Source organism: Nitrospira sp. Ecomares 2.1 (assembly GCF_965152585.1).
Genome location: NZ_OZ224219.1, coordinates 3,508,798 through 3,529,103, shown reverse-complemented (window position 1 = coordinate 3,529,103; position 20,306 = coordinate 3,508,798). Strand labels below are relative to the sequence as shown.

22 protein-coding genes and 1 pseudogene are annotated in these 20,306 nt (G+C 49.9%); 10 read left to right on the top strand and 13 right to left on the bottom strand.

Annotated elements, in window-relative coordinates; translation table 11 throughout:
• Positions 1-89: 89 nt before the first annotated feature.
• The 4 genes from ACWHYD_RS15600 to ACWHYD_RS15585 all read right to left on the bottom strand — a co-directional run bounded on the left by ACWHYD_RS15600 (position 90) and on the right by ACWHYD_RS15585 (position 3,405).
• Positions 90-1,283: a zinc-dependent alcohol dehydrogenase gene (locus ACWHYD_RS15600; protein ID WP_447962949.1), complete on the bottom strand. Its 1,194-nt coding sequence runs from the start codon at positions 1,281-1,283 to the stop codon at positions 90-92.
• Positions 1,284-1,443: 160 nt separating this feature from the next.
• Complete coding sequence (locus ACWHYD_RS15595; RefSeq protein WP_447962948.1) at positions 1,444-2,223, bottom strand: SRPBCC family protein; 780 nt, start codon at positions 2,221-2,223, stop codon at positions 1,444-1,446.
• A 157-nt stretch (positions 2,224-2,380) separates the two neighbouring features.
• Entirely contained in the window at positions 2,381-3,184 is an 804-nt protein-coding gene (locus ACWHYD_RS15590; protein WP_447962947.1) for an alpha-amylase family glycosyl hydrolase, read from the bottom strand.
• Positions 3,100-3,405, bottom strand: coding sequence for an alpha-amylase family glycosyl hydrolase (locus ACWHYD_RS15585; protein WP_447962946.1), 306 nt, complete (start codon positions 3,403-3,405; stop codon positions 3,100-3,102). The genes ACWHYD_RS15590 and ACWHYD_RS15585 overlap by 85 nt, the downstream gene beginning before the upstream one ends.
• 20 nt (positions 3,406-3,425) lie before the next feature.
• On the opposite strand from ACWHYD_RS15585, the pseudogene ACWHYD_RS15580 reads away from it, so the two are divergent.
• The 3 genes and pseudogenes from ACWHYD_RS15580 to ACWHYD_RS15570 form a co-directional block, all read left to right on the top strand.
• Positions 3,426-3,608, top strand: a pseudogene (locus ACWHYD_RS15580) (amylo-alpha-1,6-glucosidase); the annotation flags it as partial.
• 520 nt (positions 3,609-4,128) lie between these two features.
• Positions 4,129-4,623: a transporter substrate-binding domain-containing protein gene (locus ACWHYD_RS15575; RefSeq protein ID WP_447962945.1), complete on the top strand. Its 495-nt coding sequence runs from the start codon at positions 4,129-4,131 to the stop codon at positions 4,621-4,623.
• Positions 4,620-5,573 (top strand): cation transporter, encoded by a 954-nt coding sequence (locus ACWHYD_RS15570; protein WP_447962944.1) that lies wholly within the window; start codon positions 4,620-4,622, stop codon positions 5,571-5,573. Before ACWHYD_RS15575 ends, ACWHYD_RS15570 begins: the two co-directional genes overlap by 4 nt.
• A gap of 196 nt (positions 5,574-5,769) precedes the next feature.
• Here ACWHYD_RS15570 and ACWHYD_RS15565 read toward each other — a convergent pair whose 3' ends face one another.
• Positions 5,770-7,302 (bottom strand): TrkH family potassium uptake protein, encoded by a 1,533-nt coding sequence (locus ACWHYD_RS15565; RefSeq protein WP_447962943.1) that lies wholly within the window; start codon positions 7,300-7,302, stop codon positions 5,770-5,772.
• Between the two features lie 169 nt (positions 7,303-7,471).
• Here ACWHYD_RS15565 and ACWHYD_RS15560 point away from each other — a divergent pair, with 169 nt between their 5' ends.
• The 5 genes from ACWHYD_RS15560 (at position 7,472) to ACWHYD_RS15540 (ending at position 11,118) form a co-directional block, all read left to right on the top strand.
• Positions 7,472-7,906, top strand: coding sequence for a hemerythrin domain-containing protein (locus ACWHYD_RS15560; protein WP_447962942.1), 435 nt, complete (start codon positions 7,472-7,474; stop codon positions 7,904-7,906).
• Between the two features lie 59 nt (positions 7,907-7,965).
• The gene (locus ACWHYD_RS15555; RefSeq protein ID WP_447962941.1) at positions 7,966-8,187 is read left to right on the top strand and encodes a hypothetical protein; all 222 of its coding nucleotides are present in this window, start codon (positions 7,966-7,968) and stop codon (positions 8,185-8,187) included.
• Positions 8,188-8,437: 250 nt separating this feature from the next.
• Positions 8,438-9,103 (top strand): DUF2238 domain-containing protein, encoded by a 666-nt coding sequence (locus tag ACWHYD_RS15550; protein ID WP_447962940.1) that lies wholly within the window; start codon positions 8,438-8,440, stop codon positions 9,101-9,103.
• On the top strand, positions 9,072-9,734 hold the full coding sequence (locus ACWHYD_RS15545; RefSeq protein WP_447962939.1) for a DUF2238 domain-containing protein: 663 nt from the start codon (positions 9,072-9,074) through the stop codon (positions 9,732-9,734). The genes ACWHYD_RS15550 and ACWHYD_RS15545 overlap by 32 nt, the downstream gene beginning before the upstream one ends.
• A 16-nt stretch (positions 9,735-9,750) precedes the next feature.
• On the top strand, positions 9,751-11,118 hold the full coding sequence (locus ACWHYD_RS15540; protein WP_447962938.1) for a hypothetical protein: 1,368 nt from the start codon (positions 9,751-9,753) through the stop codon (positions 11,116-11,118).
• Between the two features lie 83 nt (positions 11,119-11,201).
• Here ACWHYD_RS15540 and ACWHYD_RS15535 read toward each other — a convergent pair whose 3' ends face one another.
• From ACWHYD_RS15535 to ACWHYD_RS15510, 6 genes are all read right to left on the bottom strand, one after another.
• Positions 11,202-11,405: a hypothetical protein gene (locus ACWHYD_RS15535; RefSeq protein ID WP_447962937.1), complete on the bottom strand. Its 204-nt coding sequence runs from the start codon at positions 11,403-11,405 to the stop codon at positions 11,202-11,204.
• 465 nt (positions 11,406-11,870) lie between these two features.
• The gene (locus ACWHYD_RS15530) at positions 11,871-13,622 is read right to left on the bottom strand and encodes a thiamine pyrophosphate-dependent enzyme (RefSeq protein WP_447962936.1); all 1,752 of its coding nucleotides are present in this window, start codon (positions 13,620-13,622) and stop codon (positions 11,871-11,873) included.
• A 68-nt stretch (positions 13,623-13,690) separates the two neighbouring features.
• On the bottom strand, positions 13,691-14,071 hold the full coding sequence (locus ACWHYD_RS15525; RefSeq protein ID WP_447962935.1) for a sensory rhodopsin transducer: 381 nt from the start codon (positions 14,069-14,071) through the stop codon (positions 13,691-13,693).
• Positions 14,068-14,247: a hypothetical protein gene (locus ACWHYD_RS15520; RefSeq protein WP_447962934.1), complete on the bottom strand. Its 180-nt coding sequence runs from the start codon at positions 14,245-14,247 to the stop codon at positions 14,068-14,070. The genes ACWHYD_RS15525 and ACWHYD_RS15520 overlap by 4 nt, the downstream gene beginning before the upstream one ends.
• A gap of 69 nt (positions 14,248-14,316) precedes the next feature.
• Positions 14,317-15,474: a Gfo/Idh/MocA family protein gene (locus tag ACWHYD_RS15515; RefSeq protein WP_447962933.1), complete on the bottom strand. Its 1,158-nt coding sequence runs from the start codon at positions 15,472-15,474 to the stop codon at positions 14,317-14,319.
• Between the two features lie 246 nt (positions 15,475-15,720).
• Positions 15,721-16,527 carry a PRC-barrel domain-containing protein gene (locus ACWHYD_RS15510; RefSeq protein WP_447962932.1) on the bottom strand — a complete coding sequence of 269 codons (807 nt, stop codon included), beginning with the start codon at positions 16,525-16,527 and terminating at the stop codon, positions 15,721-15,723.
• A gap of 693 nt (positions 16,528-17,220) precedes the next feature.
• Here ACWHYD_RS15510 and ACWHYD_RS15505 point away from each other — a divergent pair.
• Positions 17,221-17,607, top strand: coding sequence for a hypothetical protein (locus tag ACWHYD_RS15505; RefSeq protein WP_447962931.1), 387 nt, complete (start codon positions 17,221-17,223; stop codon positions 17,605-17,607).
• Positions 17,608-17,817: 210 nt separating this feature from the next.
• Here ACWHYD_RS15505 and ACWHYD_RS15500 read toward each other — a convergent pair whose 3' ends face one another.
• Both ACWHYD_RS15500 and ACWHYD_RS15495 read right to left on the bottom strand, forming a co-directional pair.
• Positions 17,818-18,678 carry an alpha/beta fold hydrolase gene (locus tag ACWHYD_RS15500; RefSeq protein WP_447962930.1) on the bottom strand — a complete coding sequence of 287 codons (861 nt, stop codon included), beginning with the start codon at positions 18,676-18,678 and terminating at the stop codon, positions 17,818-17,820.
• Positions 18,675-19,571, bottom strand: a complete 897-nt coding sequence (locus ACWHYD_RS15495) for a halocarboxylic acid dehydrogenase DehI family protein (RefSeq protein WP_447962929.1) — start codon at positions 19,569-19,571, stop codon at positions 18,675-18,677. Before ACWHYD_RS15495 ends, ACWHYD_RS15500 begins: the two co-directional genes overlap by 4 nt.
• Positions 19,572-19,779: 208 nt before the next feature.
• Here ACWHYD_RS15495 and ACWHYD_RS15490 point away from each other — a divergent pair, with 208 nt between their 5' ends.
• Positions 19,780-20,265, top strand: coding sequence for a hypothetical protein (locus tag ACWHYD_RS15490; RefSeq protein ID WP_447965885.1), 486 nt, complete (start codon positions 19,780-19,782; stop codon positions 20,263-20,265).
• The last annotated feature ends 41 nt before the right edge of the window (positions 20,266-20,306 follow it).

The window sequence follows — 20,306 nt, the reverse complement described above, 5'->3', positions numbered from 1 at the left end:
TAATCTTCTTCATCTGTTATTGTAAGGAGACATTCAGGGTTGTAATGACCGAACCTTCGTTTAGTATTCCGATTGTATTCCAACAAGCTTCAAGGACAAAGAACAACTTTCCTGCACTCATTTTGGTGGTACCGAAAATTTTTATAGGCGTCAGGAGCTTCATCAAGATTATAGCGGTGTGAGATGATAAAAGACGGGTGAATCTCTTCCTTTTCGATGCGTTCAAGCAATGGCTGCATATAATTATGCACATGAGTCTGACCGCAACGTATGGTTATGCCTTTACCGAAGATGGCGCCGATTGGAAATTTATCGGCAAAACCGCCATACACACCGGGTATGGAGATCGTGCCGTTTTTGCGAACGGTTCGTGCCGCCTGGCGAAGGACATGAATGCGATCGGTTGCGAGGAGACTTGCCACCTTGATCCGGTCGAAAAGGGCGTCTACCGTTGTGCCGTGAGATTCAAGTCCTACAGCGTCAATGCAGGCATCAGGGCCTCGTCCACCGGTCGCATTCATGAGGTGGTCATAGACTTCGTCCTCGTCAAAATTAATAGTCTCTATTCGATCATCCTCATGAAATTGACCGGGGTGGCCCTGGCGCGCAAGGTCCAGACGTTGGGGAAAATGATCAATGGCAAATACCCTTTCCGCTCCTAGCATCAGGGCGCTTCGGATGGCGAATTGCCCCACGGGTCCACAACCCCAGACGGCAATGGTGTCGCCTTCCCGAATCCCGCAGTTTTCCGCTGCCTGATATCCCGTGGGAAAGATATCGGAGAGGAACAACACTTCCTCATCCCTCATACCATTATGAATTTTGAGTGGTCCCGTATCCGCAAAGGGCACACGGACATATTCGGCTTGTCCTCCTGCATACCCGCCGAGCATGTGGGAATATCCGAACAGTCCGGCAGGGGAATGTCCATAGGCCGTCTCGGCCATCCATGCGTTGGGGTTGGAGTTGTCGCAGCACGACCACATCTTGCCGGTACAAAAATAACACCTTCCACACGCGATGTTAAATGGGACGACGACCCGATCGCCTTTTCGTAGGTTTTGTACGCCGGCTCCGATTTCGACAATTTCTCCCATAAACTCATGACCGAGAATGTCGCCGGCCTTCATGGTCGGAATGTATCCGTCATACAGGTGGAGGTCTGAGCCGCAGATAGCCGTAAGAGTGACGCGTACGATCGCATCACGGGGATTGAGAATTTCCGGGTCGGGAACGCGTTCGATCCGGACGTCATATGTTCCATTCCAACAGACTGCTCGCATGTAAAGATTCCTTCCCGCCCTCAACAGGGATTGACGTATTGTTTAGAAGAGCGAACGCCTACACAATCGACTTTTTCCGGATCCGGAATTGCCTTCTTGTTCAAAAGTGAAGTCGACAAAAAAAAAAGGTTTTATGCCCCCAGAGCCTCAGCATGGACAACTAGAGGGGTTGCTCCGTACCCACGGACTCGACGATGCCCGGTTTATTGCCGACTTCCCGTGCCTTCCGCGCGAGCCCGGAATGGTCAAGATCGACTGAAGCCCGCTGGTTTCGGGAAATTTCTCCGGCCTCCATTAATTGACGAAAGCGTCGAAGATCTTCACTCACCTGACGTGCAGGGTCATCGGGAAGGAGCTTTGCCATTGCTGCGCCGAATATTCCTCCCGGCGGAGTCCATCGACAATCCAGGGAGAGAATGGTTCCGCGGTTTCCGACAGCGCGTCGCAGGAACAAGACTCCCTCGTGTTCAAGGTTGGAATGTATTTCAATTGTCCGCCATTTGATGAGTTCGTTTTGACGTTCTTCAAGAATCTCGGCTTCCCAATGAAAATCTTTGTTGAAGGGACCGCGTGCCTGCCAACGGGAATGTCTCTCGTCTAGTTCCTGGACCGCAACGATATTTTGCATGAACCGTGGTAAATTTTTAAAATCCCGCCAAAACGAATAGAGGTCCTCCTGTGATCGATTGATCGTAATGGACCCTCGGAAATGGACGGTTCTATTCAGGGGATGCCGTATATGACTTCCATGCAATTCGTCAATTCCCATAGCCTCATACAGGCGGCTATGGCTTGTAAGGCCATGGATGACTAACCCGCTCCCGAATAACAGGGGTAAAATTCCTCGGCCGGTTTTTTGCCCTAGGCCATGAACAATTAAACCACTGCCGATTCCTAAGGAAAGGATTTGCTCCAGAGCTCCGATATTCGTGCTTTTCATAAGACATCTCCAATATAAATTATTCCACCCCAAAGAATCGGGTGATTGGCAGTCACGCCATCGGGATCACAATACGAAATAACATAAACCCTCTCGTACTCCATGGTTACTGGTAATATCCCTGGAATAAACCAGAAACAGACCAATGAAGGTTTTTTCAATCGCATGAGAGAATCAGCCCTTCATGTCCGCGCATATCGAGACGGCCGTGGCTTTCCTCGCCTTCCTTGTCCAGAAACGTCGAAAGACAGACGCGGGCCTGAAAAGAATGGTCCCGCTCAAGTGTTTGCTGTTCACCACTGAAGTTAAGCACGACCAGATGATTATCGTCCTGACTCTTTCGCAGGTAGGCCAGAAGTGAGTTGTGAACATTAAGAAATTCCGGTCGGTCGTTCAAAAAGAAAGATTTGTCGTGACGGATCGCGAACAGCCGGTGATACAGAGTGAGGAGTGAGCGAGAATTCCCGCTTTGGGAGGACACGTTTGCCGTCTGAAAATCCTCTGCGATTGGAAGCCAGGGTTCCAGGGAGGAGAATCCGGCGTGAAGTTCCATGTTCCATTGCATCGGCGTGCGTTCGGGATCGCGGTTTCGCCCGGTCCTTCGGCCTTGAGGATCAATAGCCTGCTCGGCAGGAATCGGGACTCCGCACATGCCGATCTCTTCCCCATAGTAGAGCACCGGGGTACCGGGCAGCGTGAGGAGCAACATGGCTGCCACGCGCGTCTGCTCTCTTTGGAGGCGCATGGCCAGCCGGAGACAGTCGTGCGTGCTAAAAATCCACGAAGGCCATCCGTGGGGCGGCACATGCTGAATATAGGACTGTACCGAATGAGACACATCCTCAACAGTCCACGGGGTCCAGGCCAGTTTCATGGTCAAGGGTAAATGCAACTCTCGTGTATCGTTTCCGTCGTAGGCTGTCGCTTGAGGCACGGGCAAATACAGTTCACCAGCCAACATCTTGTCGTCACCGAACTCATCCGCGATCTGCGAATGGTGGCAACAATTTCATGAATCCCGTTTTGATCCCGGGTGTGGTGCGGAAGTAATTGGCTATCCGGTCCCTGTCCGTCCGCGTACTCCGGGTTCGGCGGATTATCGCGAAACTGTTCATCCTTAAGCAGCAAATCCAGAGCGTCAATGCGAAATCCATCTACTCCTCTTGCCAGCCAGAAACGCATCGTGTCGAACAGGGCCGCCAGGGGCGCGTCAATTCCTATCGGGATTGCAAGACCATCTCAACGAAGGATGCATCGGCAGCATCAGCGAAATTTTTTATGCTGAAGCGCCTTTTACCCCACGCGGTTGTATTGCGCAAGCCTGGAGCGTGGCGGAAGTTTTGCGCTGTTGGGTCAAAACCACTTCTGACGTTCGTGAAGCATAGGGCGTAAGGCGTGCGAAGAGGAATACGGAATGCCCTCCACTTTCCTGCATCACTTTCCTCTCCTGATTCCCTCTCCTAATTTTACGGCAAACCCCAGACGGAGAAGGACTGGAATCCTGCCGCCAAATCACTTGGCAAGGGTTAAGTACAGTTGTGTTTCCGCTCGAATTCAAAAATGATCTTCCATAAAACTACCTGTTGGTCGTGGAATGCTGCCGGAAACAGAATGAGGGGTTTACCGCATTGTCTCTGTCGGGTTTTGAACGCAGCTCAAGGGTACTCATCATTTTTAACCTATAGTTTCAATGACCACCATAGAGCAGAAATCTTGGTTTTCGTATCTTGGAGAGTTCCATGGACATGATGATCTTTCCTCTTCTTTGTTCGTATCGTGTGAATGCCCTACCTCATTCCCCGTTTGTTGTGTGACTCGTCATGTTTTCTCCTCCGAAAACGGTTATTGTTCCAACCTTCCTGCAAGCGGTCCCGTTGCATGGTTCCCTGATATGAAGAGGTCACGATGAACAAATTGTGTTTTGTGTTCGTCTGTATCTCATTCTCTCTTGTTGGGTGTAACGAGTACCCCAAGGATACCCACCACACGCTTCAGCAAATTCAGTCCCGTGGGGTGTTACGAATAGGCGCCATTGAGCAGGCCCCGTGGGCCTATCGTGCGGAGGGGGGGGCTCAGGGCATCGAAATCAAGCTGGCCATGGCTTTTGCCCGTTCCCTTGGCGCGGAACCTCAAGTTGAGTTTCTCTCCGAAGCCGATGCGACTGAATACCTCCGGCAGCATCAGATTGATTTGGTGGTAGGGGGACTGACAAATGCCAGTCCGCGCAAAGATGATGTGGGTTTGACGCGAAAATATTTTCAAATAAGGGATGAAGAAAATTATGAGCATGTTATGGCTGTTCCGAAGGGAGAAAATGGATTACTGGTGAGACTGGAAACGTTTTTGAAGCAGCAGCACAGTCGTATCCAACAAATGTGGGAAGCGGAGGGCCGTGCATGAAGCCCGCGCCGCAGTATGAATTCACTGAAGAGCAGCATGATGCGGTTCGCCGGTCCCGGCGGTTGGAGTATGTCACATTGGCATATTTGGGCAGCCTCATTCCTATCATGTATGTGGTTTTAGGTTCATCTCAAGCCATGAAAACAGCCTGGGTGGAAGATTGTTTGAGTCTAATTCCTCCGCTGTGTTTTCTGATCGGCACGCATATTTGCTGGAAGAAACCGAATAAACACTTTCCTTATGGGTACCACCGTGTGATATCCATCTTATTTCTCTGCGCAGCCCTCGCCCTATTGGGCATGGGAACATTTTTGATCATCGATGCGTTGATGAAACTGGTCACACAAGATTATCCGACAATCGGAATGATGGAATTGTTTGGTGTGGATTTATGGCTGGGATGGTGGATGATTCTCGTTCTGTCCTGGGGCACCATTCCTCCTATTTTCCTTGGACGCGCCAAGCTGAAATATGCCCAGACATTGAACGATAAAATTCTCCTGACCGACGGAAAAATGAATAAGGCCGATTGGGAGACCGGTGTCGCCGCTATCGCCGGAGTGTTAGGAGCCGGAATGGGATGGTGGTGGGCGGATCCTGTGGCTGCCGGATTTATTGCACTCGGCATCCTGCAGGATGGCTGGAGCCAGACAAAGGACGCCGTGACGGGATTGGTCAATCGCGCCCCCACTTCCCTCGAGAATGAATACCTGAACCTGCCCGACAAAGTGAATGATGCACTTCTCGCGCTTCCCTGGGTTGGCCGCGCGCAAAACCGGTTATATGAACATGGTCACCTCATTTTCGGAGAAGGGTTTATCTCCTTGAAGCAGAATGAGCATATCTCTCCTGATCAGATACAGGAAGCCATTCAAAAGATACAAGATCTTGATTGGCGACTGCAGAATTTTACCTTGACGGTATTGCCTGAGGAGAAGGAACAACATTAGTTAGGTTGCACCGGGCCGGAGTGCTGTGATGGCAGTCAAAAAATTACAGATTTGGCCCCATATAAACATCGGTGGCGTGGCTGGGGGAAAACCGGAATGTGAGTCCATCACGCTTATCTTTGTCCAATGAATTCAGGTGAAAACTTCAGTGGAATTCTTCATGGGTTATGGATCCGAAAAATGAAGGCCAAAGAACTCATGACCCGGAACGGTTACGAAATACTCTCACGAATGGGAGGGTCAATAAGATAATCACTGCTATAATTTCGAGTCTGCCCAGCCACATTAAGAATATGAGGGTTCCTTTGGCCGCAGCGGGCAAGTCCGGACGGGTGATGCCGACGCTGAGTCCCACGCTGCCAAGAGCTGAGGCAGTCTCGAAGAGGATATCGGATAAGATATACCCATCGCCAAGAATCAGAAAAAGAAGTAATGCGCCCGTGACTAACGTCAGACCATAGAGAAACGCCAAAATGCCAGCGAATCCCACGTGACGCATGGCGTGTCTGTCCGTTACCTCTTTTCCATCGTAACGAAATTGGGCGGTTTGATCCTCCCGCAGCCAGAGGCTTTCCAGCCTCCAACGAACCCCTTTCCACAGCCATATCACTCGCTTGAGTTTCAATCCACCTGTGGTGGAACCTGCCATTCCTCCCGTCAACATTCCCATTGTGAGAAACAACAATGCCGCTTGAGACCAGCTGGCAAGGTCAACGGAGCTGAATCCGCAGGTTCCCAGGGCGGATGTCCATTGGAAAATCTTATCGATAAAGGCCGGCGGGAGATCTCGGGACACTTCGAGTATTATCAGAAAGATCACTCCAACGGCTAAGAGGAATATGAAGGCCCGGAATTGAGATTGCCGCACAACAGTGGAAGGGCGACGCTCAACAAGGAGTGCATGATGCGTGACAAAGTTGACGGCCCCCAGCAGCGTGATCATTATCGCAACACTTTTAACCGTGACATCGTAGTCGCGAAAGCTATTGGAGGTAATGGTAAACCCGCCCGTTGCAATTCCCGTCATCCCGTGATTGACGGATTCCCAAATCGGCATGCCTGACAGGGAGAATGTGCCAATAGCAAAGGCTGTATAGCCAAAAAATATCGCCCAAATGCGGCGTGCGGTTTCTTGGATACTCTCTCCAAATTGGGTGGAGCGGGTTTCAGCGTCGTACAGGGAGTCATCCTCTTCAGTTGGGTCGAATAGCGCCAAGGCCAGGACTATCACTCCCACGCCCCCGATCCATTGGGTGAAGGTTCTCCACCACTGGATACTCATCGGTAACGTGCTGGGATCCTGAGCCATTGTCAAACCGGTACTGGTAAATCCGGACATCGATTCAAACAGCGCATTGAGAGGCCACCGAAATACCTGCATTGAATTGCTAAGACTGGTATCAAGGTGAGCCGCCACAAATAAGGGGATGGCTCCGAGCAGGGCGATCAATAGCCACCCCAGGGCTACGGTGATCATGGCTTGGTATGGTGCGGTGGGACCACAAGGCTGGCAGCTCCAGAGGAGGAATTGTCCACTCCCTATTCCAAGCACGCCTGTCAATAAAAATCCAGGCAGCATCGTCCATTCGCCGGATCCCAGGACGATCGCGACGCTAAGAAATGCCATAGCGCCAGGAACCTGAAGCAATAATCCTACATCGTGACCAATGGCTCCGATTGAATATGGGTTATTCCCGTAATGCATTCCCCTCTCGATAGCTTTATTCATGCAGCAGTGTCATGACTATGATCACACCATGTCAGCCTGATGTATGTGGACATTTTTGCGAGCCCCTTCACCAATTCGTCCATACCTCTCATAAACCGCTCCGTGGTGTACTACGGAACATCATATTTATGGTCCATAAAAGGACTTATCATTCAACAGGGAGGGTTTAATGGATATTTATCAGGCGCTCAAGGAAGATCATCAAGAAGCTAAGCAACTCTTCAGCCAAATCGAAGCCGCGGGGAAGAACAGTAATTCACGGGAAAAACTGTTTCTCAAACTTAAGGATGCCTTGGAGGCGCATAGCGAAGCGGAAGAGCAAGTCTTCTATACTCCCCTTCAAAAAAATGAGGAGACCAAACAAAAAATCGACCATGCCAACAAGGAGCACGAAAAAGTCACCACGTTGCTGAATGAGATCGAGGCTATGGATCCCCAGGATGAGAATTGGGGGAAGAGAGTCAGTAAACTGAAAGAAGATGTGCAACATCATATTCAGGAGGAAGAAGGCGAAATTTTTAAGAACGCTCGGGGTATCCTGTCACAGGAACAGGCCGACCAGTTGGGGGAAGAATTCAAGGAAGTCAAGGAACAGAAGGTCTAGGAGAAAGGACATCGATTTGCCTCGGAGACGAACATCTATAAACGGAATGGAGGAAGACGATGGCGGATAATTGGGGATTATGTAAGAGGTGCCAATGGTGGCAAATTGAACCATCTGCAAATATCGAAGATGCGACAATGGGACTGTGTATTGATGAAAACCTACAACCCTATCGATTGTTGGTCTCCGGCAATAGTGGATGCAATAGGTTCATGAAAGGCACCCCTGCGAAAGCGGAAGGGTCCTCTTCCAGTCCTCCGACTGCCGAGCCAACCCGTTAGGTGAACGGGGTTTGACCTGCCAGTGAGATGGGGAGGCTGAGGCTGTCTCTCACCTGAGTCCGTCGGAAGGGATGCATCAAAGGAAAGAATGGCGAACCGGCTTTGTCACGCCAGGTACTCATCAATGGGTTCAAGCCTCAGTCCATGTACGAAATTTTTCCCGTTGACTTGTTTTACAGGGATTCATAGTTGCCAATTTATATATCACCCGTGTAATGGCTCATTCCGAACGCTCTGAGGGAGAGTTGAATTGAGGCATCTAGTGGGGTACGGATTATTGGTCTGGTATTTGGGGTTTTTCGTGCTCATGGGATTGGCTCCCTTTGACCCTCAAAGTTGGGCCTTTGCAAATATCCTCCCGCTTCTCTTCGTCGGTGTGTTAACCATGACACATCGCCGATGGCCATTTTCAAGTGCTTCATATGTTCTCCTCACGGTGTTTCTCACCTTGCATACGATTGGATCACACTACACCTATGCTCAGGTGCCGTTCGGACTTTGGCTGGAAGAGTCCTTTGAATTGCCCAGAAACCATTTCGATCGCATCGTCCATTTTTGTTTCGGCTTACTATTTGCCCTGCCTTTGCATGAACTTTTCTCCCGGATTTCCGGTATGGCTGCATGGCTCCGCTCCGGCATGGTCCTGATCACCCTGGTGGGGCTGGGCGGTATGTGGGAAATTCTCGAATCATGGGTGACCAGAATCGCCCACCCCGAATTAGGTCTGGCCTATCTGGGCGCACAGGGAGATATCTGGGATGCCCAGAAGGATATGGCCGCGACATTATATGGAGCATTAGCCTCTCTGGTGATCATGGCTGGTGCGCAGAAACTAACGGGAACCCGTTTGACCATAACCCGGGAAAGGCCGGTGGAACTTCCGCATGCAATTGACCACTGCGACAAGCGTCAATAATCAGAGGCCGTTTAAGGACCGGATTCTCCTTCACGGGTTAATGGCCTGGTATGCGGTGCTTTGGATATTTCTCGCCATAGAACCGATCGACCGCCATGATTGGTTTCTCGAAAATATATTGGCGATTGGATTGGTCATTGTGCTTGTCACGACGTATCGATGGTTTCCCTTATCGGATCTTTCCTATATTTTTCTCACGGTGTTTATGACCCTCCATGCGATCGGAGCCCATTATACCTATTCAAAAGTTCCTCTTGGATATTGGATGCAGGAGTGGTGGGGATTAGAGCGCAACCATTTTGACCGGATCGCGCATTTTTCATTCGGACTGCTCCTCGCCTATCCTTTAAGGGAGCTATTTCTTCGCAGGGTCAACGTGCGTGGATTCTGGGCGTATTATCTCCCCATTAGCGGAATATTGGCCCTCAGTGGATTCTTCGAAATTATCGAATCCTGGGTTGCTCTCCTCGTTCGTCCAGAATTGGGGGAGGCCTATCTAGGTACTCAGGGAGACGAATGGGATGCACAAAAGGATATGACCGTGGCGGTCATCGGGGCCTTTTTAACAATTATGCTGACGTATGTCTTCTCCAAAGTTGTGTCACAAAAATCCCTTCCGACTCCTCCTTAGAACTTCTGATTTTCCTATGATTGACCTGTCCACCGCTGGCTCGATTCCGATCCACGCTCACGGAGATGTATCCAGGGGAGCACACACGGACGAACGCAGCCGCCACATGCCTATCCATAATTGGATGTTGGCCTTGGCGATATGCCTGATGGTGATTTCCCCTCGGATCGCTTCGGGGGAAGATACCGACACGCCGCTTGCAGGACAACCTCATCAGACGGAAATTTTTGGACAGGAAATTCATGTCCCTCCACGGGATCGCCGGCATGTGACGGCGATCAATATGGGGATGAATTGGATTCCGGACGGACCCAAAAGATTGGAGCTCCTCCCATTTGGAGCGTTGTTTATTTGGCACAATTGGGAGGAGGAAAACCGGCGGTTTCGGGGGACAATTTCAGGCGTTTTCAATGACATTCAGTACCAGCATGGTCTGTCATCGACCAGCCCATGGTTTGCCGCCATGACCTTTGAAAATGTGATCATTCCATTCGGCCGATACGAGTATGTAGAAGGACAGGCTATCAAGGATGTGGACCTGCAATGGAATTATTTCTTTGCCGGAATGGGTTTCGGGTATCGCACGTCAGTTTCTCCCGGGTTTCAGGATAATGTGGTTGAAGTTTCTTTGACGTATGAGCCGGGTTACCGGTGGTTCGACCGCAGTTCAAAAACATCCCAAAATTTCACCGTTCCTCAGAATACCTACGAAGGGCGTGTCCATGCCCGGCTCCGGGTAGATAAATTTGAACGAAATCTCATGGAGTTGCTTCATCACGGTGTGGCTTTCGGAGGTGATGCCATTTATGGACATCGCTCCCAATGGCGTCAGTGGGGAGATCCGGAGTTTGAAACCCCCGATAACCATGATGACCCCACATTTATGCTGGCCAGCTTCTATGCCGCCTTGGCGGGCAAGGTCCCGTTTGTCCCGACAGAACGGCACAGGTTGGTTGTCACGATGTATGGTGGAATCGGGAAAAACCTTGACCGATTTTCCACCTTCCGGTTGCCGGGCCGTCCTACGGGCTACGAGTGGGAGGCACTGTCACGTCCTCTCATCCCAGGAGTGGCCTTCAACGAACTGTTCCCTCGCAAGTACGCGATTGCGAACCTCACCTACCGGTATGAGGCGTTGTTTTTCTTGTATCCGTATATACGAGGTACCTGGTCTGCGATTGAACGAGCCCGTTTTAACGGGGATGGCTCTATTCGCAACCAGGTAGATATGCTGCCCGCCGTGGGAGGGGGAATTGTCAGTGGGGCTCCATGGGGTTCACAAATAGAGATCAATTATAGTTATAACTTTGGGATATACCGGGACCGGCACGGGCCCAAACTGGGAGGGAATAGTGTGGTGGTGTTCTGGTCAAAGCTACTTTAACACCAAGCGAAAAAATTTCACGCATCTGATTTTCTGGGGATCAGAATGAGGATCTTCCCCTTCTTTTTTCTCTTCCGATACGGTCAGTCCCGTACTTGAGTCGGGACCTGTGGATCGACATGCACTTCTGTTTGAACCACTCCATAGAAAATCGTCGCCAGGGACAGAATCAACAAAAAATAAAAGGCCACGCGCGCCGGTCCTAAAATAGGGGTTGTAAAGACTCCAAATCCGATTAAGGCACAAAGTCCTGCGATGATGAGTAAAATGAAGCCGATGGTGAGCATGAGTACCTCCTTTTCTGGCAGGCAAGGGACCGACTTTAGAAAAAGATTTCCGCCATGGTTTTTCTTCCCGGCCATCATTCCATCAAACGTCGTATCCGCAATCAACCAGTTTCTGTCTTTTCCTTTTAACGTATTTGTGCGCAAGAGAAATGGCCGCCGCCATCGCCCGCCTGGAGAGATTGGTTTTGGTGTCTACAATATTCTTATTCATCCAGTTCATCTCTGCATTTTCCAAAATAGGAAACACCCAACCCCTACATAGAAATTTGAATTCTTGAATATGAAATCTTCAAAAGTTTATCACCATAGTTACACTCTTTTGCCCATCTCCCTAAACACTTTTCATTTGTGTAGGAATTCATGGCGCAGAGAAGAAAGGAGAGAGAAACAAGATAATGGACCTCCCTATTTCGGGAGTGTCGCTAGCATTCCTTTCACCAGGCTACGAATTTCTCCATCAATTTGTTACACAAGTTCCCGTACTCGATCTGATAAGGCCGTCATGGCAATTTTCAAACGATTCGGTTCGCCTCTTGCCAACGATTCGGCAAATTTCAGGGCCTGACTCGTGGTAATGTTGGCGGGCATTGGAGGCTCGAATGGGTCCACAATGGCTTGCACTAATACCGGACCAGGAGTTTGCATGGCCTGGTCGATGATGGAGCCGCAATCCGCCGGATCATCTATAGTCAACCCTGTGCCTCCGCACGCTTGAGCGATGAGGGCAAAATCGATCGGCTGCAGCTCGCAACCATATTCAGGGTTTCCTAGAAACACCATCTGTTCCCATTTAATCTGGCCGAGGGTATTATTTTTGATGACAACTACTTTCACGGGTAATCGGTATTTGACACAGGTGGCGAACTCAGCCATGAGCATGGAGAAACCTCCATCACCCACAAACGCAATGCATTGCCGATCCGGAAAGGCGATTTGAGCGGCGATGGCATAGGGCAGCCCGCAGCCCATTGAAGCGAGTGTTCCCGAGACCGTATGTTTCTGTCCGCGTTTGGCGGGTATTTGTCTGGCCCACCAGGTCGTAATGGTTCCTGAATCACAGGAAACAATCGCGTGGTCCGACAGCCGTTTGCCCAGTTCCCAGGCGACCACTTGTGGCTTCATGGGTTTGTCCTTCCTGGTTCCTCGGGCTTCCATTAATTCCCGCCATTTTTTCATATTGGTCTGTGCGCGTTCCAAAAATTTCCGGTGTTTATTGTGATGTAACATCGGAAGTAATTGTTGGAGTGTCTTTCGACAGTCGCCGACCAGGCCGACTTCCACAGGGTATCGCAACCCGATTCTTGCCGGGTCCAGGTCGATCTGGACCGCACGTGCCTGTCCTGGTTTTGGATAAAATTCCAAATAGGGGAAGGACGTGCCGATGAGGAAGAGCGTATCACAATCCTCCAGGGCCTCCTGGGAGGGTGCGGTGCCCAGCAAGCCAATCCCGCCTGTCGTATAAGGACTGTCATCAGGCACCGAAGCTTTGCCTAGCAACGGTTTAATAATCGGGGCTCCAAGAATTTCCGCTAATTGTTCTAACTCATCTGTCGCTTCAAGTGCTCCCGCTCCGGCCATAATGGCAATCCGTTTTCCGACATTCAGCACTTCTGCGGCTTCATACAGGTCTGATTCATTGGGGAGGCGGGCGCTACGGGAAAATACTTCCATCGAATGATGGGGAATGTTTCGTTGGGAATAACCTTTGTCGGCTTTTGATTCCTGAAGATCCACCGGGAAATTAATATGAGCCACGCCACGATAGCCCAAGGCGGTCCGACATGCGAGATCCACGACATTTTCAAGATGTGTCGCGCTCATCACCCGGGTGTTATAGACTGTGACATCCTCAAAGGCTCTGGTGAGATTGACATCCTGCTGGGCATGGGTATCAATCAGGTCGTGAAAGTGATGGCCGGTGATGGCAAGAACCGGTTGTTTTTCCATTTTCGCATCATACAATCCGTTCAACAGATGAAGCCCCCCTGGACCGGACGTGGCCAAACACACACCTAGCTTTCCCGTGTATTTGGCATATCCACATGCCATCAAGGCTGCGGCTTCCTCGTGACGCACCTGGAAAAACCGGATATGGTCTTGTCGTTGGCGAAGGGCTTCCATAATTCCATTAATACCATCTCCGGGCATACCGAAAATTATTTCGACCCCCCAATTGTGAAGCTTCTCGACCAACACATCTGCGGCGGTTTTCGTCATATTCTGAGTTCCTCTCGTGTTTGTTCAAGGTTGAACCAGACGGGATTGGGGATGGGGGTTTCCAGGTCTTAGGTATTGTCCGTATAGGCGATGGTAGAGAGGAGGGCATTTTCGGCCTGGCGGGAGTCCAACCTGGTATGTTGCACCACAATTGGCACATCGGACTCAATCAGGCTTGCGAAATCCGTATCCCTGGGAATGGGTTCCGGGTCTTCTAAATCGTTAAACCGGACATGTCTCGTTCGTTGAGCGGGGACAGTAATGTTATAAGGCCCTATCGGTTCCCGATCTGAATAAAAAATGGTGATTTTTACATGCGCGGGCTTGTTGGATATGTTCAGGAGACAGGCTGTTTCATGACTCGTCATTTGAGGTTCTGGACCGGTACTGTTCGCCGGAATATACCCTTCCGGGATTGCCCATCGCGTGGCACCCATCGGTTGAGTCATGACCCTATCTCTTTTTCTGCTGGCGTGCGTGGAGCTTTTCCGACCTGTCCTTGCCGGTGGCGCTGTTCCCATTCCCTATCCAATGCAGCCTCAAGAAGATAGGAAGGCAAGGATGGGTTAATATTTCCAGATAGATGTGACCCCTGGGAATCACTGATGTTCATCGGTTCATTCATGAGAAAATTCCTTCCCTTTGGTTACCTTTTAAAGGTGAATGAAAAGATTGCATGCCCATCAGCCCCTCATTACGATCCCGACGGACTCTGAGCGTGAACGAGTTGGGGTTTTTTAACCGGCGGACGGCGGAGATTTTGCCGCATTGTTGGACGGCGTTTCCGGTTTAATTCTTTAAGAGAGACCGGCTGGCCTTTTTGGGCTGAACGATAAAGAGCATCGATAATTCGAACATCATGAAGGCCTTCATCGCCTGCCGGTTCGGGAATCGTCCTGTTCAAAATGCAGTCCGAAAATTTGAGCAGTTGGGGAGCAAATTGATCGCGTTTGGAAAAGGTTTGCTTTTTCTCCTTCCCGTTAATGGTCAGGTAATGCGTAATGGGCTCAACATACTCGTAGGCTGATGTCACCCTGAGTTGTCCCTTTGTACCCACGATCCGAAACTCGGAAACGTCGGCGGCTCCGAAACTACAGATGAAGGAAGCCAACCGATCTTCGGGAAACCGGAGTGTCACCGCGCACATTTCTTCAACTTCCTCGAATTTACCGATTCCCTGTCCGGCGTTGGTGGCGTACACGCTAAGAGGTTCCGCTTGAAAAAGATACCGGGCGGCATTTAAACAATAAATGCCGATATCCCAAAGCGTTCCTCCACCGGTCTCTTCCCGTAGGCGGATATTATTTTTGTCTTTGACCGGGAGACTAAATGCCGATTGAAAGTACCGGGGATTGCCGATTTTCCCGGATTGAACGATTTGGATTGCGCGTAGATTGGCCTCCTCAAAATGAAGCCGATAGGCCACCATCAATTTGATACCATGATGGTCTGCCGTGCGAATCATGGTTTCACATTCCTTGACCGAGGTGGCCATGGGTTTTTCACATAAGACATGAACCCCAGCTTTCGCAGCTCGAGTGGTATATTCGCAATGCAAATGATTCGGAAGAGCGATATACACGGCATCAATTTTTTCCCGTTCCAGGCATTCTTCATATTGGTCATAGGAATAGAGCCCGCGAATGCCATATTGTTTCCCCAATTGCTTCAATTTTTTTTGGTCATCGGAGATGAATGCCGCTAATTCCGAGTTCTTTTTCGCATGCGCGAAGGCCGGGAGCACGGCCACCTGAGCGATATATCCTAATCCTACAACCGCGTACCGGATAGGGTTTGAGGGCTTTGTTTGTGTGCGTGATCTCTTTTTTGTCGATGTTTTTTTTGGTGCCATGATGTGATTCCATTCTCTTAAGATCTTAAGAAAAAAATTATTGGTTTTTATATCAGGGTCTGCTTTTTAGCAAAACTGTGGAAAACCCTTGTCGGGAATTTTCCGGGTCGATATGACCGGGATCCGATACCCTCAAATAAAAAAAGTTGGAGTAGGGAAGGTTCTGAAAAAGGAATGAGGCGGGAGGAACTCGAAGCGGGAAAAAGCACGGAGGCTTTTTCCCGCTTACAGACAATACGGAGATAATTAGTCGTGTCCAGTTTTACTCTTCGTATGGACACTCCCATCCATATTCCATGCGGGAGAGCCGTCAATCTTCCGCACGGTCAGGACTTTTCCGTTTCTTTTCAGCACAATTTTTGATGCGACAATCACACTTTCCCCTTCTTTCATGATGCGTGAACCGGTCACATCGACTTTATCGCCTTCCGTAACCTCTACCCCCTGAGCTTTGAGGTAATTATCTGGTGCAACCCGCACACGCTCGGTTCCGGATGAGGTTTTCACATCCAGCACGATAAGACTATCGGTTGTGGCGACTCCTGATTCAAACAGGTCATTATTCACGTTTTCCACCGTTCCATCGACTGTTTCGACAGTGGCCGGGTTGAAGTCCCTGGTATGAATGCCGGCTGCTTGTTGATTGTGGACTGATGGGTGGTTTTTAGCCGGCGCCTTTTCGCCAATCGGCGCTTCGGCGACCTGAACCATCATTTTATCATCTTGTTTGGTGAGCTTGACCTCCGCCCAGGGGATGGAATAATTTTCTGACCCGATGCCCAACGTTCCCCCGAATGTGCCTCCATAGGAGAGCACAATATAAGATATCTGGCCGGTCTTTTGGTCAATCAGTAAATCTTTGACCGTGCCAAGTTCCTTGCCTGCCTTGTCAATGACGGTGTTGCCAATAAGAGTATTGGCGTTGAGAAGAAGTTCATTAGATGGATGAGTCGATCCTCCTGATTCACTGAGGGCTAAGGACATGCCTCCTCCGATGAGAGCAAAGGCTAATGCCATTCCGAGCGTGCCACTGGTTCTGCGTCTTGTGTTCATAATGATTAATTTCCTTTTTGTAAGAGTTTCTAAAAACTGATGGTGATTTGGTGATGTCATCTTCTTGATTTATAAGGTAATGGAATGGTCACGAGCCAAAAACCGTGCAATCTTCTTTCCTCCTCTTATTAAAAGGGCTAACCATTACGATAAAGGAAGGTAAATCGCCTCTGCGGCTAGGGGTGGCTGTACCTCTCACCTGGAAAAGGAATAGATTTCCGATGCGATGCTAGTTGTTTTGGAAAGGTTTCCGTGATCGGAAAGGATATATAGGATATTTGGCCGGGATTCTGATCCTTTAACAATTCGGTAACCGTTGCCGACTTCCCCCCCGGACCTGTCGGGACTGATTCATTAAGTACGAACATCATCCCTCCCCCTGCCAGGCCAAACGCTATGATCATTCCGAGAATTCCTTTAAAGGTCATGAGTGGGGGCATGGTATGTTTCCCTTGTAAAAAACTTTCGTGAGTATCATCTGTGTTTTCTGATTTCCTGATTGTAAAGAAAATTGGAGAAAATGCGCCTGGAGAAAACCCTTGCTTCCTTGTTTTTTCTCCCTGACGCATATGGCCGAACAATATTTGGAAATTCGCGATTCAAGGGTTCTTGCCAGATGTTTTTGCTTCTCGTTCCAGGGGATAATTCCAAGAGAAATCCAAGAATAAAATCCCAGGAGAAAGAGGTGAGAAGATGAGTCGAACAAGGATTGAGATGGGAGTCGTGATGCTGGGGTTCAGCATAACCCTCTTATTGAATGCACAAGGATTCCCCCAGGGTCTACCAGAATCAAGTGCCCAGCAACTTCAGATTTCGGCGGATGAAGCTCAATCACATCAACCGAACCAATTTGGAGAGAAGAAGGACCTTCAGAAGCCCCAACCTGTCATCCCACCAAACAATGATGCTGAGATGGTCATAAAGCCGGATGTTCCTACCAACCCGGAAGCAGTGGTCACTCCGCCGGTGGTGGATCCGGAGATGGCTGTGGATCCTACCACTCGTCAGCCCATGACCGACGAAAAACTGGAAGAACTGACGCCAGAGGAATTTGAGGAGAACGCCCGAGGGGAGAAATAAACCATTTTCAAAATACATGAGGTTGCTAAGGGTTTGTTATCAAGACGGCGGCGGCCTGATGCGGTAACGTCAATTTTGTGAGGCCCACTCGAGAGTGGTGCTACGGAGGGGCACTACGACTGCCATTGCCCTTAACGGATCAGGCTTTATTTGTAAATCGTTTTCTTAATCTGGAGACCCCTTGGGCGCTGTGTATCCGGGTTAGGTTGCCTACAACCTCGTATCTTTGAACGACATTTCATCCGTTCGCTCGAAAAATTCCAACAGATGTCTTGTCACGATCTCCGGTTGGTCCAACATAACAAAGTGCCTTGCGTCTTTCACACGAATCAATCTCGAACCCTGAATATCCTTCACGAGCCTTTCTCCATAATGAATAGGTTGAAAACGATCGTTCTGACCCCATACGACCAGTGTTGGAATCCTGATTCTCGAGAGGAGATGGGTGATTTCCGTCGTGAGATTGGTATTCAATGCGGCTGCATTCCGTATGAGTGACAGTTTCCCCGTCTCGGTGGTGTAGGGTGCCAATAATCCATCCAATACTTCCCGGTTAACGGAGGAGGCAAATCCGCCCTTTAAGGCCTGTCGAAGCAATCGAACCGCAAGCGAGGCTGATAATTTCCTGTGAGCTTCAGGATGTCCAAACTGGAGCATCAATTCAATTGGCCAGGAGTCATAACAGACCGTGTTCATGACGATAAGCGTTTGAACCCGGTCGGGGAACAGGGTCGCCAACCTCAACGCGACACCGCCCCCGATATCATGCCCGATGATCGTGGCACGAGGGTTTCCTAATTGTGTCATCCAGGAGGCAATCATATGGGCCTGGCAGGCGATGGAGCGATCAAAGCAATCGGCTTTATCACTAAAACCGAATCCGGGCAAATCCGGGACCAGGACGCGACGGGTTCGCGCCAACTCGGAAAAGATCCCGTGCCACAAATAACCCCAGACAGGGATCCCATGGATGAGGATAACAGGGGGACCAGTTCCCGCCTCCACATAACTGAGAAACCGGTCGTTAAGCCGGCTAACGAGTTGAAGCCGCTGAAATTCCCGCCAGGTCATGTTGGTGACTTCATTATGGGTGAGGGTACGCCAACCGGAAAGGGCGACATTTCCAAATCCTCACGAGATCGCCAATCCAGAGACATCAGCACGATATTTAAAATCAAAGGTGGCAAAAGGTGGGTAAAATCGGAGGTTGTCTCTAGGAAGCTCTGTCGTTTCCTTCCCAGAATCATCAACTGGTCCTCAGACAAGGTTAGTCGAGGAATGACCTCGCCCGCCATCTGTTGAGCCGCTTCCTGTAAGGCCACCGCGGCTTCCATGTATCGAGGTTGATGTATCACAGATTTTAGGCGATGCCAGACTGAAAGAAAATATTCCGGCCATAATGCCAACGTCCGGTAATCGCTGTTAATCCTGGTTAAACCCAATGTTCGTTGTAAATCCCGAAATGTTTTTCGGAGAGTGGCATTGTCCGGAGTTTCCTCGATCATTTCCATGGGGTACATGTGACGGGGAATTCCTCGCGTAATCAGCTCATGATCCTGTTGGCGGGATTGGAAAGCGGTCATAGTGGGATGATGGCAAGCGTATTCCACCGCGGACGTGATGAGCAGGAGCTTGGGATTGATGTAATGGTAAAGTTCGAGAGCGGCCTGTATGTGAAAAACCTGGCTTTCCCCCAACCTGACGGACGAGGCCACCTCCAACCTGGGAAGTTTCTCAGCAAGGCGGGCAGCTAACGCCCGGAGTTGATCGGATGAATCTTCGAATACACGGGTTTCAGCGACCGGTCGAATAGACTCCCATAAGACAGGGAAAAACGTTGGATAGGCGGCCCATGTGCGAAAGTTGAGATTGACTCCGGAAACACGAAAGACCTGTTTAATCTCATGAAAAATGCTGTCCAGCTCTTTCTCAGCCTCTTCTTCTGGTATGGGATGGTTTTTCATAACACACAAAAATGAGTGGGGTGTTAATCCAAGTGTGGGCCACGCGGCCTGAATTGACTACTAGCAGAAACCCTGTAGTTTCAACGGATGCCAGGGTTTTTGTTAGTTGTTGATCCTTTTGTCCTTGCTTATCTTCTGAATTACACAGAACGGCGCCCCATTGCATTGGAGCGCGTCGTACCTCAGAACAGAATGGAGGCCATGGATGATGACTTCACCAACGACCACACGAGTTGAGGAAAATACCGACGCTGACATCAATGAGGAAATCTACAACCGCACAAAAAATAATGTTCTGTTGTATGCCTCAGCCGGGCCTTCGGCCATCGATCGACGGTTAAGGGAGCTAGAGGTGGAATGGGATATCGAAAGAATACTGGAAGCCAATGCTGCCTCATTTTCCCTGATGGGCCTGGCATTGGGAGCTTTTATTGATCGCCGATGGTTTATATTTCCTGCCGCCGTAGCCGGTTTTCTTCTGCAACATGCCATACAAGGCTGGTGTCCGCCGGTTCCCCTGTTCCGGCGAATGGGAATACGGACCGCACATGAGATTCAACAGGAGCGTCATGCGTTAAAGGCATTGCGGGGAGATTATCGGGACGTGGCCGAATTAAAGGCCGAAGTCAATGGGGCGGACGCTCTGCAGGTGACTCGAGCATTTGAGGCGGCCGGAAATCACTCCTCCTCCTGAACATGTGTCAGAGCAGTTTCAGCAATTTCGGAAATTCATCA

Coding starts and splice junctions, on each gene's coding strand:
- ACWHYD_RS15505 (WP_447962931.1), top strand. CDS start 17,221: ATGAGTCGAACAAGGATTGAGATGGGAGTCGTGATGCTGGGGTTCAGC.
- ACWHYD_RS15560 (WP_447962942.1), top strand. CDS start 7,472: ATGGATATTTATCAGGCGCTCAAGGAAGATCATCAAGAAGCTAAGCAA.
- ACWHYD_RS15495 (WP_447962929.1), bottom strand. CDS start 19,571: ATGAAAAACCATCCCATACCAGAAGAAGAGGCTGAGAAAGAGCTGGAC.
- ACWHYD_RS15535 (WP_447962937.1), bottom strand. CDS start 11,405: ATGCTCACCATCGGCTTCATTTTACTCATCATCGCAGGACTTTGTGCC.
- ACWHYD_RS15575 (WP_447962945.1), top strand. CDS start 4,129: ATGAACAAATTGTGTTTTGTGTTCGTCTGTATCTCATTCTCTCTTGTT.
- ACWHYD_RS15595 (WP_447962948.1), bottom strand. CDS start 2,223: ATGAAAAGCACGAATATCGGAGCTCTGGAGCAAATCCTTTCCTTAGGA.
- ACWHYD_RS15510 (WP_447962932.1), bottom strand. CDS start 16,527: ATGAACACAAGACGCAGAACCAGTGGCACGCTCGGAATGGCATTAGCC.
- ACWHYD_RS15530 (WP_447962936.1), bottom strand. CDS start 13,622: ATGACGAAAACCGCCGCAGATGTGTTGGTCGAGAAGCTTCACAATTGG.
- ACWHYD_RS15585 (WP_447962946.1), bottom strand. CDS start 3,405: ATGCGTTTCTGGCTGGCAAGAGGAGTAGATGGATTTCGCATTGACGCT.
- ACWHYD_RS15540 (WP_447962938.1), top strand. CDS start 9,751: ATGATTGACCTGTCCACCGCTGGCTCGATTCCGATCCACGCTCACGGA.
- ACWHYD_RS15525 (WP_447962935.1), bottom strand. CDS start 14,071: ATGACTCAACCGATGGGTGCCACGCGATGGGCAATCCCGGAAGGGTAT.
- ACWHYD_RS15590 (WP_447962947.1), bottom strand. CDS start 3,184: ATGTTGGCTGGTGAACTGTATTTGCCCGTGCCTCAAGCGACAGCCTAC.
- ACWHYD_RS15565 (WP_447962943.1), bottom strand. CDS start 7,302: ATGAATAAAGCTATCGAGAGGGGAATGCATTACGGGAATAACCCATAT.
- ACWHYD_RS15545 (WP_447962939.1), top strand. CDS start 9,072: ATGCAATTGACCACTGCGACAAGCGTCAATAATCAGAGGCCGTTTAAG.
- ACWHYD_RS15555 (WP_447962941.1), top strand. CDS start 7,966: ATGGCGGATAATTGGGGATTATGTAAGAGGTGCCAATGGTGGCAAATT.
- ACWHYD_RS15570 (WP_447962944.1), top strand. CDS start 4,620: ATGAAGCCCGCGCCGCAGTATGAATTCACTGAAGAGCAGCATGATGCG.
- ACWHYD_RS15500 (WP_447962930.1), bottom strand. CDS start 18,678: ATGACCTGGCGGGAATTTCAGCGGCTTCAACTCGTTAGCCGGCTTAAC.
- ACWHYD_RS15490 (WP_447965885.1), top strand. CDS start 19,780: ATGACTTCACCAACGACCACACGAGTTGAGGAAAATACCGACGCTGAC.
- ACWHYD_RS15600 (WP_447962949.1), bottom strand. CDS start 1,283: ATGCGAGCAGTCTGTTGGAATGGAACATATGACGTCCGGATCGAACGC.
- ACWHYD_RS15520 (WP_447962934.1), bottom strand. CDS start 14,247: ATGAATGAACCGATGAACATCAGTGATTCCCAGGGGTCACATCTATCT.
- ACWHYD_RS15515 (WP_447962933.1), bottom strand. CDS start 15,474: ATGGCACCAAAAAAAACATCGACAAAAAAGAGATCACGCACACAAACA.